The 16616-nt window shown below is 64.1% G+C and carries 14 protein-coding genes; 6 read left to right on the forward strand and 8 right to left on the reverse strand.

Annotated elements, in window-relative coordinates; all coding sequences use genetic code 11:
- Positions 1-15 precede the first annotated feature (15 nt).
- From AC0WRY_RS24925 to AC0WRY_RS24935, 3 genes are read left to right on the forward strand one after another with little or no spacing between them, the layout of a single operon-like run.
- A complete protein-coding gene (locus tag AC0WRY_RS24925; RefSeq protein ID WP_491123502.1) occupies positions 16-999 on the forward strand; it encodes a zinc-dependent alcohol dehydrogenase family protein in 984 nt (327 codons plus the stop codon).
- A gap of 24 nt (positions 1000-1023) precedes the next feature.
- Positions 1024-2556, forward strand: coding sequence for a bifunctional aminoglycoside phosphotransferase/ATP-binding protein (locus tag AC0WRY_RS24930; RefSeq protein ID WP_491121490.1), 1533 nt, complete (start codon positions 1024-1026; stop codon positions 2554-2556).
- 15 nt (positions 2557-2571) lie between these two features.
- Positions 2572-3543 carry a CHAD domain-containing protein gene (locus AC0WRY_RS24935; protein ID WP_491121492.1) on the forward strand — a complete coding sequence of 324 codons (972 nt, stop codon included), beginning with the start codon at positions 2572-2574 and terminating at the stop codon, positions 3541-3543.
- On the opposite strand, the gene AC0WRY_RS24940 is transcribed toward AC0WRY_RS24935, so the two are convergent.
- Positions 3540-5393 (reverse strand): PHA/PHB synthase family protein, encoded by a 1854-nt coding sequence (locus AC0WRY_RS24940; protein ID WP_491121494.1) that lies wholly within the window; start codon positions 5391-5393, stop codon positions 3540-3542. The two genes, AC0WRY_RS24935 and AC0WRY_RS24940, sit on opposite strands and share 4 nt — an antisense overlap.
- Positions 5394-5602: 209 nt before the next feature.
- Between AC0WRY_RS24940 and AC0WRY_RS24945 the strand changes: the two genes are divergently transcribed.
- A complete protein-coding gene (locus AC0WRY_RS24945; RefSeq protein ID WP_491121496.1) occupies positions 5603-6331 on the forward strand; it encodes a CBS domain-containing protein in 729 nt (242 codons plus the stop codon).
- 37 nt (positions 6332-6368) lie between these two features.
- Here AC0WRY_RS24945 and AC0WRY_RS24950 read toward each other — a convergent pair whose 3' ends face one another.
- The 3 genes from AC0WRY_RS24950 to AC0WRY_RS24960 all read right to left on the reverse strand — a co-directional run bounded on the left by AC0WRY_RS24950 (position 6369) and on the right by AC0WRY_RS24960 (position 9203).
- Positions 6369-6827, reverse strand: a complete 459-nt coding sequence (locus tag AC0WRY_RS24950) for a RidA family protein (RefSeq protein ID WP_376717306.1) — start codon at positions 6825-6827, stop codon at positions 6369-6371.
- 19 nt (positions 6828-6846) lie between these two features.
- Positions 6847-8538: a benzoate-CoA ligase family protein gene (locus tag AC0WRY_RS24955; protein ID WP_491121498.1), complete on the reverse strand. Its 1692-nt coding sequence runs from the start codon at positions 8536-8538 to the stop codon at positions 6847-6849.
- Positions 8539-8684: 146 nt separating this feature from the next.
- The gene (locus tag AC0WRY_RS24960) at positions 8685-9203 is read right to left on the reverse strand and encodes a MarR family winged helix-turn-helix transcriptional regulator (RefSeq protein ID WP_194403457.1); all 519 of its coding nucleotides are present in this window, start codon (positions 9201-9203) and stop codon (positions 8685-8687) included.
- 257 nt (positions 9204-9460) lie between these two features.
- On the opposite strand from AC0WRY_RS24960, the gene AC0WRY_RS24965 reads away from it, so the two are divergent.
- Together AC0WRY_RS24965 and AC0WRY_RS24970 are read left to right on the forward strand one after the other, a co-directional pair.
- Positions 9461-10630 (forward strand): ABC transporter substrate-binding protein, encoded by a 1170-nt coding sequence (locus AC0WRY_RS24965; RefSeq protein ID WP_194403458.1) that lies wholly within the window; start codon positions 9461-9463, stop codon positions 10628-10630.
- A gap of 29 nt (positions 10631-10659) precedes the next feature.
- Positions 10660-11118, forward strand: coding sequence for a cupin domain-containing protein (locus tag AC0WRY_RS24970; protein WP_194403459.1), 459 nt, complete (start codon positions 10660-10662; stop codon positions 11116-11118).
- Positions 11119-11129: 11 nt separating this feature from the next.
- Here AC0WRY_RS24970 and AC0WRY_RS24975 read toward each other — a convergent pair whose 3' ends face one another.
- The 4 genes from AC0WRY_RS24975 to AC0WRY_RS24990 form a co-directional block, all read right to left on the reverse strand.
- Positions 11130-12380, reverse strand: coding sequence for a flavin-dependent oxidoreductase (locus AC0WRY_RS24975; RefSeq protein ID WP_483070749.1), 1251 nt, complete (start codon positions 12378-12380; stop codon positions 11130-11132).
- Between the two features lie 51 nt (positions 12381-12431).
- Positions 12432-14783, reverse strand: coding sequence for a bifunctional salicylyl-CoA 5-hydroxylase/oxidoreductase (locus AC0WRY_RS24980; protein ID WP_491121502.1), 2352 nt, complete (start codon positions 14781-14783; stop codon positions 12432-12434).
- 98 nt (positions 14784-14881) lie between these two features.
- On the reverse strand, positions 14882-15718 hold the full coding sequence (locus AC0WRY_RS24985) for an enoyl-CoA hydratase family protein (protein ID WP_212069349.1): 837 nt from the start codon (positions 15716-15718) through the stop codon (positions 14882-14884).
- A 28-nt stretch (positions 15719-15746) separates the two neighbouring features.
- Positions 15747-16508: an SDR family NAD(P)-dependent oxidoreductase gene (locus AC0WRY_RS24990; RefSeq protein WP_491121504.1), complete on the reverse strand. Its 762-nt coding sequence runs from the start codon at positions 16506-16508 to the stop codon at positions 15747-15749.
- Between the last annotated feature and the right edge of the window lie 108 nt (positions 16509-16616).

A 16616-nucleotide genomic window follows, 5' to 3' on the forward strand; every position in this document is an offset into this window, starting at 1 on the left:
ACCCTGGAGAGACCGATGCGTGCGATGGTGTTGCCGGCCCCACAAACGCGCCTCCAGATGGAGGAGCGGCCTGACCCGATCCCCGGCGAAGGGCAGCTCCGCGTGAAGATCAGCGCCTGCGGGGTATGCCGCACCGATCTTCACCTCATCGACGCCGAGCTGCCCGACATTCGCTATCCGATCGTGCCCGGTCACGAGATTGTCGGTCGGGTCGATCTCGTGGGCCCGAATGTCACAACGCATACGCCCGGTGACCGCGTCGGCATCCCCTGGCTCGGCTTCACCTGCGGACATTGTCGCTTCTGCAGGGAGGGCAAGGAAAACTTGTGTGACGCACCAGAGTTCACCGGCTACACGCGCGACGGCGGCTACGCGACCCACGCCATTGCCGAGGCACGCTACGCCTTCCCGCTCGGTGAAGACGGCAACGACGTGGAGATTGCGCCCCTGCTATGCGCGGGGCTGATCGGCTGGCGCTCACTGGTGCTGGCCGGCTCAGCCGAACGGCTCGGCCTCTATGGTTTCGGCGCGGCCGGCCACATCATTGCGCAAGTCGCGCGCTGGCAGGGACGATCCGTCCATGCGTTCACGCGACGCGGTGACGTCGCTGCGCAAGATCTTGCGCGCCGTCTCGGCGCCGTTTGGGCAGGGGCATCAGACGAAGTGCCTGACGAGCCGCTGGACGCCGCCATCATCTACGCACCATCAGGCGAGCTCGTTCCGGCTGCGCTGCGCGCCGTGCGCAAAGGCGGTCGCGTCGTATGCGCCGGTATCCACATGACCGACATTCCAAGCTTTCCGTACGATCTGCTCTGGCAGGAGCGGCAACTGGTCTCGGTCGCCAATCTCACCCGGCAGGACGGCCTCGATTTTCTCAAGATCGCTCCGCAAGCCGGCGTGCGCACCGAGACGACGGCATTTCCGCTTCATCAGGCCAATGAGGTTCTGACCATGCTGAGAGCCGGTCAGATTCTCGGCGCGGCCGTGCTGACGCCCTGACGGTGCTTTCGGATGCCTGACTCCATGACAGACGAAATGGCGGCCCAGGAGCGGATCTTCCGGACGCTGACCGGCCATCCAGGCGTGACGCGGATCGACACGCACGCAGCCTCGGTGTTCCTCGACGGGACGCGCGCGTTGAAGATCAAGCGCGCCGTCCGGTTTCCCTTCCTCGATTACTCGACGCTCGAGAAGCGCAAGGCGGCATGCGAGGAGGAGATCAGGATCAACCGGCCACTGGCGCCGCAGATCTATCATCGCGTCCTGGCGATCACGGAGGAGCCGGGCGGATCGGTGCAGGTCGGCGGCCCCGGCCGGCCGATCGAGTATGCGGTGGAGATGTCGCGCTTCGACGAGAGCCGGACGCTGGATCATCTGGCGACGGCCGGCCCGCTGGATGCCAAGCTCGCCTCGGCTGCTGCCGACGCGATCGTGGCTTCCCATGGCGCGGCGACTTGCGCCGACGGCGAAGCATGGATCTCGTCCATTCCCGCCTTGATCGACGGCAACAGCCACGGCCTGCAGGCCGGCGGCCATTTCAACGCGGGAGACATCGACAAGCTCAGCCAGGCTTCGCACGAGGCCTTTTTGCGCCTCCGTCCCCTGCTCAAAGAGCGCGGCCGCCAGGGTTTCGTGCGGCGCTGTCATGGCGACCTGCATCTGGCGAACATCGTGCTGATCGACGAACTGCCCGTGCTGTTCGACGCCATCGAGTTCGACGCGCAGATGGCGACCGTGGACGTGCTCTACGATCTCGCATTTACGCTGATGGACCTGTTGCACCACGATCAGCCACGGGCGGCCAACATCGTCCTGAACCGCTATCTCGCCGCGACGCCCGCCGACAATCTCGACGCGCTCTCGGCCCTGCCGCTGTTCACGTCCATCCGCGCGGCGATCCGCGCCCAGGTCGCCCTGGCGCGGCTGAGGCCGCCGCATACCGATGACGCCGGCATTCTCGACCAGGCACGGCGCTATTTTGATCTTGCCAGGATGCTGATACATCCTGCTGCGCCGCGCCTGATTGCGGTGGCCGGATTGTCAGGCACCGGCAAGACGGTCTTGGCGCAAGCGCTTGCGCCCCTCGTCGCGCCGCCGCCAGGAGCCGTCGTGCTGCGCAGCGACCTCGTCCGCAAGCAGATGTTCGGGGTCGAGGACACCCACCGCCTGCCGCCGTCGGCCTACACGCCGGAGCATGCGGCACGCGTCTATGACACGCTGGTGCAGCTCGGCCGGCGGGTGCTGGCGCAAGGCCATTCGGCTGTTATCGACGGCGTGTTTGCCCGCGAGGACGAACGGGACGCGATCGCCGCACTGGCGCGCGAGCGCAACGTGCCGCTGCACGGCCTGTTTCTGGTCGCAGACCTCGCGACCCGGCAGATGCGGATCGGAAGCCGGCGGGGCGACGCATCCGATGCCACGCAAGAGGTTGCCGCGCAGCAGGAGCACTATAATATCGGCCATATCGGTTGGGCGATCATCGATGCATCCGGGACACCAGAGCAGACGCTTCAGACCTGCCGGGACGCGATCGCTGAAGCAAACAGGGCAATCTGATTGGTGCGGGCAAAGATGGCACGACCTAGCACGTCCGCGACGACCGCTCGCATCACGCCCGCGACACGTCGGAATGTTCTGCCCGGCCGCCTCAGCCCCGGCATGGCTTGCGATACGGCGTTCCGGATCATCGCGCGCCGCCACCTCGCTTCCGTGCTCGCCCAGCATGACGGCACTTGCCGCGGCGATCCCGACGCGCTGCATCAGATCCGGATCGCGCTGACGCATCTGCGCACCGCCATCCGCTTCTTCTCGCCGATGGTCGACGACGCCCTGCGGCCACATGTCTGGGCCGAGCTGAAATGGCTGAACGGCCAGCTCGGCATGGTCCGGGACCTCGATGTGGCGATCGAGCGGGTCATCGCCGAAAGCGACGGTGAGCTTTCAGAGGTCGCCGAGCTGCAGCACTGGGACGAAAAGCGCGCCGAGAGCCACCGCCAGCTGGCGCGCGCATTGCAATCCGCGCGCTATCGCCGCCTTGTCGAGCAGACCTCCGCCTGGATCGAGAGCGGGCCCTGGTCGACCCGGCGCAGCAAGGAAGCCATCCGATTACGCCGCTGCACGCTCGCCGAACATGCGACGGAGCGGCTGACCGCGTGGGAGACGACGCTGCTCAAGAAGGCGCGCAAGCTCCGCAAGCTCGACGTCGAGAAACGCCACAAGCTGCGGCTCCTGAATAAGCGGATGACCTATTCGGTCGAGTCGCTGCAGGACCTGTTCGCCAATGAGGCGCCGGCCAAGCAAAAGTCCATCCTCAAGCAATTGCGCAAGGCACAGCGCTCGCTCGGACAATTGAACGACGATGCACGTGGACAAGCGCTGGCGGCATCGCTGAACGGCGCCGGCCTCGAGTCCGGCGATCGTTTCCTCGACCGCAAGCGGGAGAAGAAGCTGTTGCGGAAGGCCTCAACGGCCTATCGCAAACTCGACAAGACCAAGCCATTCCGCTCCTCGGACCTCGCGCCGAATTCCGAGCCGGAGACTTAGGTGTGGACGTAGTCCCCCGGCGCATCGGGTAGTTCCGCGGCGTCTCCAACTCCGATCTGCGGCGGGTCGCAGGGCGCGCCGGAGCGCACCGCCAGCCATTCGGCCCATTCCGGCCACCACGATCCTTCAACGCGCGGAGCCAGCTTCAGCCACTCGTCCGCACCGACATAAGGCGCATCGGCAGCCTTGGTCAGCACCTGATAGAAGTGGCCGGGCTCATCGGGAGGCGCGACGACACCGGCATTGTGGCCGCCGCTGGTCAACAGGAACGTCACGTCGGCATCGACCTGATAGTGGATCTTGTAGACGGATCGCCACGGCGCCACGTGATCGGCGAGCGTGCCGACTACGAACATCGGCGCGTGAATATCGGACAGCGAAACGCTCCGGCCGCCGACGTGATAACGCCCCTCAGCCAGATCATTGCCGAGGAACAGCTTTCGCAGATATTCCGAATGCATGCGATACGGTAATCGCGTGGCGTCCGCGTTCCAGGCCATCAAATCGTTCAATGGCGCGCCATCGCCCATCAGATAATCGTGCGACAGCCGCGACCAGATCAATTCGTTGGAGCGCAGCAGCTGGAAGGCCCCGGCCATCTGCGTCGTGTCGAGATAGCCGCGCTGCCACATCATGTCTTCGAGAAAGGCGACCTGGCTCTCATTAATGAACAGCGTCAGCTCTCCGGCCTCGGTGAAGTCGGTCTGGGCCGCAAGAAGAGTGACCGTGCCGAGGCGATGATCACCATCGCGCGCCATCGCGGCGGCGGCGATCGACAGTAACGTACCGCCCAGACAATAGCCGAGCGCATGGGTCTTCCGACCCGGCATGATCTTACCCATCACGTCCAGCGCCGCCATGACGCCCAGCCTGCGATAATCGTCGAAGGCGAGATTCCGATCCCTCGCATCCGGATTGCGCCAGGAGATCGCGAATACAGTGAAGCCTTGACTGGTCAGATATTTGACCAGCGAGTTCTGCGGCGAGAGATCGAGAATGTAGTACTTCATGATCCAGGCCGGCACGATCAGGATCGGTTCGGGCCGGACCTGCGCAGTGGTCGGAGAGTACTGAATCAGCTCGATCAGCGCATTGCGATAGACCACCTTGCCGGGTGAAGCCGCCACCGTCTTGCCGACCACGAACTGCCCGTCATCCGCCAATCTCGAGCCGGTGAGCAGGCGCATCAGATCGCTGCACCAGTTCTGCCAGCCGAAGACGAAATTCTCCCCGCCGCTCTGGAACGCCTTCTCCAGCACCTTCGGATTGGTCGTCGCGAAATTCGAGGGCGCCAACATATCGAGCATCTGACGCATCGAAAACTCGACGATGGCTTCATTGGCATGCGACACGCCGCGCACGCCCGTCGTGGCATCGTGCCACCACCGCTCGGTGAGCAAGAACCCCTGCGCGAGCAGATTGAACGGCGCGGTCTCCCATTGCGGTCCGCTGAAGCGGCGATCCCGTCCCTGCGGCTGGATCACCGACCAAGGCTTCTGCTCCGGCGATGCCGCGTGCGCGGCGGCTTCTGCCAGCCGGCCGGCATCGCGAAGGATGTTGCGGGAAATCTCCATCTGGCGCTGCGGCGCAGCAGCGAGGTGCGTGCTCCAGTCGAGCCAGGCGAGCGACAGGGCCAGCGGCGAAATGCCGCCCGTGAACCGCGCCAGCACCGCGTGAAAGGCGCGGTCGAGCGGATATGGCTCCGACGCAGGCAAAGGATCGGCGGCAGCCGGGATTTCCACATGCTTTTCCGAACTCGCCGTCGAGGCTTCGGGACCAGCAGCGGGATTGACGGGAAGAGCCTGCACAACCGGCTCTTCGGTCCGTGGAAATATCTGCATGACGCTCATGGCTCAATGTTCCCGAAGGGTTCTGTTCGACGTCGGCGGCAGGATATGGCGAGGCCTCCCATACGCGTTGAGCTGCATCAAATCCCGGCGGGGATCACAATTGCTTCATCGGAGCGGGCGGGCTCCTCCCATTGACCTGAGTCAAGCCGCAGCCCGACGCCGGAGCTAGTTTTCGCCCATCGAAGTTCGACAAGCCAGCGGAGTTGTCCATGCGCGCCCACCAGATCATGACCCGGTCGGTCATCTCGGTTACCCCTGACACCAGCATCGTCGAGGCGGCGAATATCATGCTGAAGCGGCATGTCAGCGGCCTCACGGTGGTCGACGAGACCGGCAAGCTGGTCGGTGTCGTCTCTGAAGGCGATTTCATCCGCCGCAGTGAGATCGGCACCGGGCGCAAGCGCGGACGCTGGTTGCGATTCATCCTGGGTCCGGGCAAATCCGCCAGCGATTTCGTCCATGAGCACGGCCGCAAGGTCTCGGAAGTGATGACCGACACGCCCGTCACCATCACGGAGGATACGGCGCTTGCGGAGATCGTCGACCTCATGGAGCGCAACAACGTCAAGCGGCTGCCGGTGGTGCGCGGCGACAAGGTCGTCGGCATCGTCTCGCGCGCCAATCTGCTGCAGGCGGTGGCGGGGCTGGCCCGCGATGTGCCGGATCCGACAGCGGACGACGATCACATCCGCAGCCGCATCATCGAGACCATGGAGAAGAACGAGTGGTGCCCGTTCGGGCTGAACGTGATCGTCCGCGACGGTATCGTTCACCTCAGCGGCGTCATCACCGAAGAGCGCACGCGGCAGGCCGCGATGGTCGCCGCGGAGAACGTCGACGGCGTGAAGAAGGTGCACGACCATCTGTGCTGGGTCGACACCATGTCGGGCATCTATCTGAACTCGCCCGAGGATGACGAGCTCGCCAAGGCAAGCTGACAAGGCAAGCTGACAAGACGCGCTGAGCCAGCGCGCCTCATCCCGGAATGACGGCGGTGGCCTCGATCTCGACGCGCGCCGCCTTCTCCACGAGGCGCACCACCTGGACCAGCGCCATCGCTGGGTAATGTGCGCCGAGGATGGCACGGTAGATCTTGCCGAGCTCCTTCAGGTTGGACAGGTACTCGTCCATGTCGACGACGTACCAGGTCAGCCGCACGAGGTGCTCGGGCCGGGCACCAGCCTCATTCAGGATCGCGGCGATGTTGCTCAAGGTCTGATGAACCTGCGCGACAAAGCCGTCGGCGAGACACTCTTCAGCATCCCAGCCGATTACCCCGCCGGTGACGACGATGCGCCCTTCGGCGGCCATGCCATTGGCATAGCCCTTCGGCATCGGCCAGCCCGACGGCTGGAGCACCTGGACCCGCGCAGGGGTTTCATCCTCAGCCGCTGTCGGCAGTACCGCGAGTTGCGGGCCTTTCGGCGTCGTCACGGACAATTCTCCATCCTTCTCATTCCGCCGCGACGCCCGAGGACGTGGCGGCGGCCTGCGCCAGTTGCCGCAGGGCAAAGCGCTTCAATTTTCCGGTCTCGGTCTTCGGCAGTTGCGCGACGAACTCGATGGCGCGCGGATATTTATACGGCGCGATCTGGCGTTTGACATGCTCCTGCAGCTCGGCCACGAGCTGTGCATCGGGTGTCACGCCGGACGCCGCGACGACATAGGCCTTCACGATCATGCCGCGCGCCTCGTCCGGGGCGCCGACCACACCGCATTCGGCGACCGCCGGATGCGTGAGCAAGGCCGCCTCGACGTCGGTGCCCGCGATATTGTAGCCGGCCGACACGATCATGTCGTCGGAGCGCGACTGGTACCAGAAATAGCCGTCGCTATCCATCAGATAGGTATCGCCGGTGATGTTCCAGCCATTCTGGACATATTTGCGCTGGCGCTCGTCAGCGAGATAGCGGCAGCCGGTCGGCCCGCGCACCGCGAGCTTGCCCATCGTGCCCGGCGGCACGTCGCGGCCGTCGTCGTCCACGATCTTGGCCTCATAGCCCGGAACGGGCTTGCCCGTCGCACCCGGACGAATTTCATCTTCTGTCGCGCTGATGAAGATGTGCAGGAGCTCGGTCGAGCCGATGCCGTCCATCAACTTGATGCCGGTGGCCTTGAGCCAGGCGTCGAAGGTCGGCTTTGGCAACGTCTCGCCGGCGGAGACGCATTTGCGCAGCGAAGAGATGTCGCGGCCGGCGAGCTTGCCGATCATGGCGCGATACGCCGTGGGCGCGGTGAAACAGACGGTGGTCTTGTATTGCTCGATCGCCGTCAAAATGTCGTCCGGCGTCGTCTTCTCCAGCACGACAAAGGAGGCGCCGATGTGCATCGGAAACAGCACGCCGCCGAAGCCGAAGGTGAAGGCAAGCGGCGCCGAACCGACGAAGCGGTCTTTCTGCTCGGCCCGCAATATGTTGCGCGCATAGCCGTCGCAGACCGCGAGCATGTCGCGATGGAAATGCATGGTGCCCTTGGGATCGCCCGTCGTGCCGGACGTGAAGGCGATCAGGCAGACGTCATCAGAGGCGGTATCGGCAGCCTTGAACTCCGCGCTCGCATCGGCAATGAGCGCCTCGAGCGAGTCCGCCGCGCCATTGCCCCAATAGACAACCCGCTTCAGCTTAGGCGCCGCAGCTTTCGCTCTCTCCATCTCCTCGGCAAGCTTGCCGTCGCACAGTGCGAGCGAGATCTCCGCTTTCTGGATCGGGTACGACAGCTCCTTGGCGCGGAGCAGCGGCATGGTCGCCACCACGATGCCGCCGGCCTTGATCACTGCGAGATAGGTCGCAACCATCATCGGATTGTTGGCGGAGCGCAGCAGCACGCGGCCGCCGGTGACGAGACCAAGCTTGCCGACGAGCACATTGGCGATGCGATTCACCAGAGCTTGCAGCTCGCGATAGGTATAGCTGACGGAGGGGCTGATGACGCAGGGCGCATCGCCAAGACCCTGCTCGACCCAGCGGTCGAGGAAGTAGCTCACGCAATTCAATCGTGGTGGATAGTTCAGCTCCGGCCGCGTGAAGATGAATTCGGGCCACAGCTCGCGCGGCGGCAGATGCTGCTGCGCAAACTTATCGACATGGGCCGTCGCGGCGTTGCCGTCATGGGAGCCCGTCACTTGAACCTTGGCGGCGTTGGCCATCGCACGCTCCTTTCAGCATGGATTGCACCCGGCAGCACGATCTGGAAAACATTTTAGGCTTAAAACAATTTGGCGCAATAGCGGATTTTGGGCATCCGGTGCTTTTTCCTGCGGCAAAAGGGATTGGGCGGCCAGCCGGCCCGCCCTTACGGCCGGCGGCGCGCGGCCGATTTCTGCGCCGACGCCTTGGTTTTGGCGAGCAGCCGCATCAATTCGCGCACGTCCTTCGGCGTGAGGTCGGCGAACAGATCGGCGATCCAGGTCTCGTGCTCCGCAGCCATGCGGCGGAACTCGGCGCGACCGAGTTTCGTGAGGCGGATCACCTGGACACGGCGGTCGGTTTCCGAGGTACGACGATCGAGATGCCCGGATTCCACAAGGCGCTCGACGAGCCCGGTGACGTTACCGTTCGACACCATCATGCGCTTGGAGACATCGGACAGGGTCATGCCGTCGGGCGCCTTGTCGAGCTGCGCCATCAGATCGAAACGCGGCAGCGTGACGTCGAACCGCTGCCGCAGACGGCCGCGAACCTCGCCCTCGATCAATGTCGTGCAGGTCAGAAGGCGCAACCACAGCCGAAGCTCATCGGCGTGGTCTTCCGGCGTTTCGACGGCCTTGGTCTCGGAATCGAGCATCTCGGTGCAGTCACTCTCGGCGGGCATTGGCGCCGGCACGGATTCCCAACGTTTTGAGCTTCAAATAAATCGGAGCCGGCCGCAAGTCCAAAGCTGCAACAATCGACCGCATACGAATTTCTTTAGGCTTCAAGTAATTGGCGCGCCGCTTGCATGCGGCAGTTGGCGTGGCGCACCACGCAAGGTGCGCCGCTTCGGTTTGCTTGCCGCGGACGCCGTCATCAGACTAAGCTTGGATAAGACCAAGCTACAGCATTGGGCGTAAGCGTATTGGGGGAGAGACCATGAAGACGCAATTGACCTTGGCAGGACTGGCGCTGCTGCTCGGACTCGATCCCGCTCTCGCCCAGGAGAAGATCAAGCTGGGTGTGGTGGTGACCCTGTCGGGACCTGCCGCCGCACTGGGTCAGCAAGTTCGCGACGGCTTTGCACTTGCGGTGAAGGATCTCGGCAGCAAGATGGGCGGCCGCGATGTCGAGGTTGTCGTGGTCGACGATGAGCTCAAGCCGGATGCGGCCGTAACGAAGATCAAGGGGCTTCTGGAGCGCGACAAGGTCGACTTCGTGGTCGGCCCGATCTTCTCCAACATCCTGCAGGCGATCCACCGGCCCATCACGGAATCGAAGACCTTTCTGATCAGCCCCAACGCGGGCCCGTCGACCTTTGCCGGCAAGGACTGTAACCCGTTCTTCTATGTGACCTCGTACCAGAACGATCAGGTGCACGAGATCCTCGGCAAGGTCGCGCAGGATCGCGGCTACAAGCGGATGTACCTGATGGTGCCGAACTATCAGGCCGGCAAGGATTCGGTAGCGGGCTTCAAGCTCGACTACAAGGGCGAGATCGTCGAAGAATCCTACATGCCGCTGAACACGCTGGACTTCCAGCCGGAGTTGTCCAAGATCTCCTCGCAGAAGCCCGATGCGTTGTTCACCTTCATGCCGGGCGGCCTCGGCGTCAATCTCGTCAAGCAATACCGGCAGGCCGGCCTCGCCGACAGCATTCCGGTGCTCTCGGCCTTCACGGTGGATGAATCGACCCTGCCGGCGCAGCAGGATGCGGCCGTCGGCATGTTCGGTGGCGCAAACTGGGCGCCCAACCTCGACAATCCCCAGAACAAGAAGTTCGTCGCCGCCTACGAGGCCGCTTACAACATCGTGCCCGGCACCTACGCCTTCCAGGCCTACGATGCTGCGATGCTGATCGACAGTGCGGTCAAGGCCGTGAAGGGCGACCTCTCGAACAAGGATGCCGTGGGAGCCGCACTGAAGAAGGCGGATTTCACCTCGCTGCGCGGTGCCTTCAAGTTCAACACCAACGGCTATCCGATCCAGGACTTTTACCTGACCAAGGTCGCCAAGCGTCCGGACGGCAAGTTCCAGACGGAGATCGTGCAGAAGGTCTTCGAGAATTACGGCGACCGTTACGCCAAGGACTGCAAGGCTGCGAACTGAGCCGAGCGTCGCGTTAAGGGAGGACTTCAATGAGCAGCGAAATCACCGGCATCACGCGGGCCAATGAGGGCATTCAGGGGATTTCCTGGAACATCCTCGGCCAGACCTACGTGCCGAAGAGCAAGACCGAGCATAGTTTCTCATGGCATGCGACCTTGCCGCCCGGCACGTTCGTGCCGCCGCACATCCATCCCGACCAGGATGAGTATCTCTATATGCTGGAGGGCAAGCTCGATTTCGTGCTGGGCAATTCGGAGGCGCAGGCGACCGCCGGCGACCTGATCCGGCTCGGCATGGGCGTGCCGCACGGCATCTTCAACAAGTCGGAGCAGACCGCAAAAGTGCTGTTCTGGGTCTCACCGACCAAAAAACTGTTCGACCTGTTCTGGGGCCTTCACAACATGAAGGAGCAGAAGCCGGAGGACGTGGTGGCAATGGCGGCCGAGTTCAACATCCACTTCCTGCCGCCGCCTCCCGGCGCCGGCTAGCGGCGCGCGCCTCAGGCGCGCACCGCCGCGAGCCCCGGCACGGTGGCGAAGCCTGCCTTGGTGGCATAGCCACGCACGATGGCCTCGCGCTGGGAGTAGCTCAGCACGTTGTCGACGTTGTCGAAGCCATCAGGCGCGAGCTGCTCGACGGCGTCGATGACGCCCTCGGGGCCGCCGCGCCGGTTGGAACGCACGATATCGGCCGTCATCGGCAGGCGCTTCTTCTCGTATTCGAGCAACGCCTGGCGCGGATGCTCGGCGCGCACCAGCGCGTCGGCAAGGCAGCGCGCGTCGAGGATCGCCTGCGAGGCGCCATTGGAGCCGACCGGATACATGGGATGCGCGGCGTCCCCCAGCAGCGTCACGCGTCCGGACGACCAGTACGGCAAGGGATCGCGGTCGCAGGTCGGATATTCGTAGAATTCAGGCGTCGCCGAGATCAGGCTCTTCACGTCGATGTAAGGCACCGAGAAGCGCGCGACGTGCGGCATCAGCTCTTCGCGTCGGCCAGGACGCGACCAGTCCTCTTTCCGAGGTGGCGGCACATTGCCCTCGCCTACCTTCACCAGCACGGCCCAATTGGTGAGGCGGCTCGCCGGGCTCGATCCTTCCGCAATCGGATAGATCACCACCTTGGCGTTGAGGCCGCCGGCCACGATCATCGATTTGCCGGTGAGGAATAGCGGCCAGTCGCGCGCGCCACGCCACAGCATCAGGCCGTTCCAGCACGGCGGGCCTTCGTTCGGGAACAACGTGTCGCGGACGCGGGAATGGATGCCGTCGGCGCCGATCAGGATGTCGCCGCGGGCGGTGTGGACGTGCGCGCCGGCACGATCGAAGAAGTAAGCGGTGACGCCGCCCTCGTCCTGCGTGAAGGCGCCGAGCCGGCAGCCGGTGTGAATGGCGTCCGCTCCAAGCCGCTCCTCGACGGCACGATGGATGACGCTCTGAAGACGGCCACGATGGATCGAGAATTGCGGCACGTCGTGGCCGGCGTCGATGCCGCGGGCTTCGCGCCAGACCTCCTGGCCGTGGCGATTGAGATAATAGAGCTGATCCGTACGGATCGCGACGTCGTCGAGCTTCTGAAGCAAGCCCAATCCGGCGAGCTCCCGCATGGCATGCGGCAGCGTGTTGATGCCGACCCCGAGCTCCCGAATGGTGTCGGCTTGCTCGAAGATCTCACAGTCGAGGCCGCGCGAGCGCAGCATCAATGCCGTGGTGAGACCACCAATGCCGCCACCGACGATAATCGCCTTCATCGCCCTTACTCCACTCGAAACACAGGCAATGGGTTAACGTCGCACGGGCAGTCACTCCGCCGCAAGCGGCTTTGTCGCCTCCGCCTTGAGCTCGGCCCGGGTCTTGGGCTTAGCCTTAATTCGCAGCTCGTCCAGGTCCTGCCGGTCGCGCACGCTGTTACGGAAAACCTGATCCTTTCCGGGCAAATATTGCGGCGGGCAGAACGCGTTCTCTGCCCCGTACCAGGCCGCAGCTTTCATGGTGAAGAACGGATCGACCAGATGCGGCCGGCCGAGCGCGACGAGGTCGGCTCGGCCTGCGGCCAGGATGGTGTTGGCCTGGTCCGCTGTCGTGATGTTGCCGACGCACATCGTGGCCACGCGCGCCTCGTTGCGGACCTGATCCGAAAACGGCGTCTGAAACATGCGGCCGTAGACCGGCTGCGCATCCCGCACGGTCTGGCCGGTCGAGACGTCGACGAGATCGACACCCGCCTCGGCAAAGGCGCGCGCGATGGCAACGGCGTCGTCGCCATTGATGCCACCTTCCGCCCAATCGGTCGCGGAGATACGCACCGACATCGGCTTGTGCGATGGCCAGACCGCGCGGAGCGCTTCGAAGATCTCAAGCGGGAACCGCAGACGGTTTTCGAGCGAGCCGCCGTACGCGTCGGTCCGGGTGTTCGTCAGTGGCGAAATGAAGCTCGCGAGCAGATAGCCGTGGGCGCAGTGCAGCTCCAGCATGTCAAAGCCGCAGCGCTCGCCGCGCTCGGCCGCCGAGACGAAGGCGTCCCTCACCGCGTTCATGCCGGCACGGTCGAGCTCGCGCGGCACTCGGCTGTCGGGGAAATAGGGCAGCGGGGAAGCCGAGACCACGTCCCAACCGCCTTCGTCCAGCGGACGATCCATGCCGTCCCACATCAGCTTGGTCGCACCCTTGCGGCCGGCGTGGCCGAGTTGCAGGCAGATCTTGGCAGCCGAATTGCCGTGGACGAAATCCACGATGCGCCGCCAGGCGGTCTCCTGCTCGTCGTTCCACAGGCCCGCGCAGCCGGGCGTGATGCGGGCCTCCCGGCTGACACAGGTCATCTCCGTGAAGATCAGGCCGGCACCGCCGATCGCACGCGAGCCGTAGTGCACGAGGTGAAAATCGGTCGGCACGCCCTCTTTGGCCGAATACATGCACATCGGCGACATCACGGCGCGATTGGCGATCTCCATCTCACGCAGCCGGAACGGCTGGAACAGCGGCACCGTCGGCTTTTGGGTATCGACATCGAAGCCGCTGTCGCGGACCTGCTTTGCAAAGGACTTTTCGACTTCGGCCACGAAATCCGGCGCGCGAAGCTTGAGATTATCGTAGGTGATCGCCTTCGAGCGCGTCATCACGCCGAAGGCAAACTGCACGGGATCGAAATCCCAGAAGCGGTCGACATGCTCGAACCAGACCAGGGAGACGTCGGCGGCGTGCTGGGTCTTCTCGACCTCCTCGCGGCGGCCGTGCTCGTAGACATCGAGCGCCGCCTTGATGCTGGGAGCCTTCTCCATCGCTTCCGCCAAGGCGATGGCGTCTTCCATCGCGAGCTTGGTGCCGGAGCCGATCGAAAAATGCGCGCTCGCCTTGGCATCGCCGAGCAGCACCATATTGTCCTTGACCCAGCGCTTGCTGCGGATCATCGGGAAATTGCGCCACATCGAGCGATTGGTGAGCAGCTTGTGCCCATCGAGGAACCAGCCGAAAATCTCGGCCATGCGCGCGGCGGACTGGGTCTCGTCCAGCCCGGTCAGGCCGGCCCGCTCGAAGGTCTCAGGATCGGTCTCAAAAATCCAGGTCGAGTGTCCGACCTCATATTGATAGGCGTGGGCGATGAACGGGCCCCACTCGGTCTCCTGGAAGATGAAGGTGAAGGCGTCGAGCGGTCTGGTCGAGCCCATCCAGGCAAACTTGTTGGAGCGGACGTCGACCTCCGGCTGGAAATGATCGAGGTATTTCTCGCGAAACCGGCTGTTGATGCCGTCGGCGATCAGGACGAGATCGGCATCGGCGAAGCGGGATTCGTCGTCGACGTCCGCCTCGAAGTGCAGGGCGACGCCGAGCTCGCGGGCTCGGTCCTGCAAGATCAGAAGCAGCTTGCGCCGCGAGCAGCCGCAAAAGCCGTTGCCGCCGACCCGGTGCACGGTGCCGCGGAAATGCACGGCGATATCGTCCCAGTACGCGAACTCCTGGGTGATGCGGCGATAGCTCGGCAGATCGTGCTTTTCGAAATTGTCCAGCGTGGCATCGGAGAACACCACGCCGAAGCCGAACGTGTCGTCGGCCCGGTTGCGCTCATACACGGTGATGTCGGCGCCAGGGCGCTGCTTTTTCAGCAGGATCGCAGCGTAGAGACCCGCAGGTCCACCACCGATGATCGCGACTTTCATGGGAGCCTCGCCAATTCAACCGGCCACGAAAACTATTTTAAGCCTAAAATAATTTCGCGCAAGTCCCCGTTGCAGGCGAGGCCAGATGAAAAGCCGGCTTAATCGCCCCTGAAGACCGGCTTGACCTTGTTGGCGAAGGCCTCGAAGGCGCGCTCGAAATCGGCCGTAGTCATGCACAGGGCCTGGGCAACAGCCTCCGCTTCGATCGCCTCCTCCACCGACATCGCCCATTCCATGGCCAGCATCCGCTTGGTCATGGTGTTGGCGAAGGTCGGCCCTTCCGCGATCTGCTTGGCCAGCAGCTGCGCCTGGGGCAGCATCTGCTCGGGGGTGACGATACGGCTGAAAAAGCCCCAGCGCTCGCCCTCCTCCGCGGTCATGAAGCGGCCGGTGTAGAGCAGCTCGGAGGCGCGGGACTGTCCGATGATCCGCGGCAGGATCGCACAGGCGCCCATGTCGCAACCGGCCAAGCCGACCTTGTTGAACAGGAACGCGACCTTGGCGCCGCTCGCCACGAGGCGCATGTCCGAGGCCATGGCCACGATCGCCCCGGCGCCGGCACAGATGCCCTCGACGGCGGCCACGATCGGCTGCGGGCAGGCCCGCATCGCCTTGACGAGGTCGCCGGTCATGCGCGTGAAAGCGGTCAGCCCCTTGGTATCCATCTTCACCAGCGGGCCGATGATCTCGAATACATCCCCGCCGGACGAGAAATTACCACCGGCGCCGGTGACGACGATGGACTTGACCTCGTCGTCAAACGCGCAGGCGCGGAAGAAATCGGTCAATTCCCGATAGCTCTCGAACGTCAGCGGATTCTTTCGTTCGGGCCGATTGAGCGTGACCGTCGCAACGCCGTCGACCACGGCCAAAAGGAAGTGCTGCGGCGAGTAATCCGCGAGCGGCACGGTGACGGGATTGGCTGGTCTGCTCATGCGATCTCCTCAGGTGTTTGTTCGCGCGCTAGATTTCGCCGCCTGCAACTGCGATCGCCTGCCCGGTGATCGCGCCGGCGCCCTTGCCGCACAGCCAAAGCACGGCGTCCGCCACCTCTTGAGGCGCGATCAGCCGTCCTTGCGGATTGTGCTTGGCAAGCTCGGCGATCGCCTGTTCGCGGCTCCGTCCCGTCTTCTTCATGATGTTGTCGATGCTGCCGGCGACGAGATCCGTGTCGGTGAACCCTGGGCACACCGCATTCACGGTCACGTTGCTGCCCGCCAGCTCGAGGGCAAGTGAACGAACCAGACCAACGGCTGCGTGCTTGGCCGCCGTGTACGCGCTGACATAGGCATAGCCTTTGAGCCCCGCCGTCGACGCAATCACGACGATGCGGCCATAGGGACGATCCTTCATCCCCGGCAGCACGCCGTGGATGGCATGAACCACGCCCATGAAATTGATGTCCATCATGCGTGCGAACAGGGCGCCGTCCGATTTCGCGAATGGCGCAGATTCAGCGCTGCCGGCATTGGCGATCAGGATATCGATCGGCTTGCGCGCATGGGCCTCGGCGATGGCGGCTTGCAGGGTGGCCTCGTTCGCGACGTCGGCGGCAGCCGCAAAATGCGCAGCGCCTGCATTGACGGCGTCGTTGAGGACCGCGGCGTTCCGGCCGACGATCGTCACGGTGGCGCCGGCGCCGACGAGAGCCGCCGCGATCGCGCGGCCGATGCCGCGACCGCCACCGGTCACCAGCGCGTGCGGCGAGTGCGGCAATCCGGACATGCGCGGGCTCCCTCGGATCCTGGTGATCGTTCCTCCGATATATTTTAACCTTCAAATTTTTGCAATGAATGCCGCCTTCCGCTCGCGAATGCCACGACACGAAGGCGG

The sequence above is a fragment of the Bradyrhizobium sp. T-12 genome, from assembly GCF_058314695.1.

What these genes read in the sequence shown, in the direction of transcription:
- AC0WRY_RS24925 (WP_491123502.1), top strand. Translation starts at nt 16, where the DNA reads ATGCGTGCGATGGTGTTGCCGGCCCCACAAACGCGCCTCCAGATGGAG.
- AC0WRY_RS24930 (WP_491121490.1), top strand. Translation starts at nt 1,024, where the DNA reads ATGACAGACGAAATGGCGGCCCAGGAGCGGATCTTCCGGACGCTGACC.
- AC0WRY_RS24935 (WP_491121492.1), top strand. Translation starts at nt 2,572, where the DNA reads ATGGCACGACCTAGCACGTCCGCGACGACCGCTCGCATCACGCCCGCG.
- AC0WRY_RS24940 (WP_491121494.1), bottom strand. Translation starts at nt 5,393, where the DNA reads ATGAGCGTCATGCAGATATTTCCACGGACCGAAGAGCCGGTTGTGCAG.
- AC0WRY_RS24945 (WP_491121496.1), top strand. Translation starts at nt 5,603, where the DNA reads ATGCGCGCCCACCAGATCATGACCCGGTCGGTCATCTCGGTTACCCCT.
- AC0WRY_RS24955 (WP_491121498.1), bottom strand. Translation starts at nt 8,538, where the DNA reads ATGGCCAACGCCGCCAAGGTTCAAGTGACGGGCTCCCATGACGGCAAC.
- AC0WRY_RS24960 (WP_194403457.1), bottom strand. Translation starts at nt 9,203, where the DNA reads ATGCCCGCCGAGAGTGACTGCACCGAGATGCTCGATTCCGAGACCAAG.
- AC0WRY_RS24965 (WP_194403458.1), top strand. Translation starts at nt 9,461, where the DNA reads ATGAAGACGCAATTGACCTTGGCAGGACTGGCGCTGCTGCTCGGACTC.
- AC0WRY_RS24970 (WP_194403459.1), top strand. Translation starts at nt 10,660, where the DNA reads ATGAGCAGCGAAATCACCGGCATCACGCGGGCCAATGAGGGCATTCAG.
- AC0WRY_RS24975 (WP_483070749.1), bottom strand. Translation starts at nt 12,380, where the DNA reads ATGAAGGCGATTATCGTCGGTGGCGGCATTGGTGGTCTCACCACGGCA.
- AC0WRY_RS24980 (WP_491121502.1), bottom strand. Translation starts at nt 14,783, where the DNA reads ATGAAAGTCGCGATCATCGGTGGTGGACCTGCGGGTCTCTACGCTGCG.
- AC0WRY_RS24985 (WP_212069349.1), bottom strand. Translation starts at nt 15,718, where the DNA reads ATGAGCAGACCAGCCAATCCCGTCACCGTGCCGCTCGCGGATTACTCG.
- AC0WRY_RS24990 (WP_491121504.1), bottom strand. Translation starts at nt 16,508, where the DNA reads ATGTCCGGATTGCCGCACTCGCCGCACGCGCTGGTGACCGGTGGCGGT.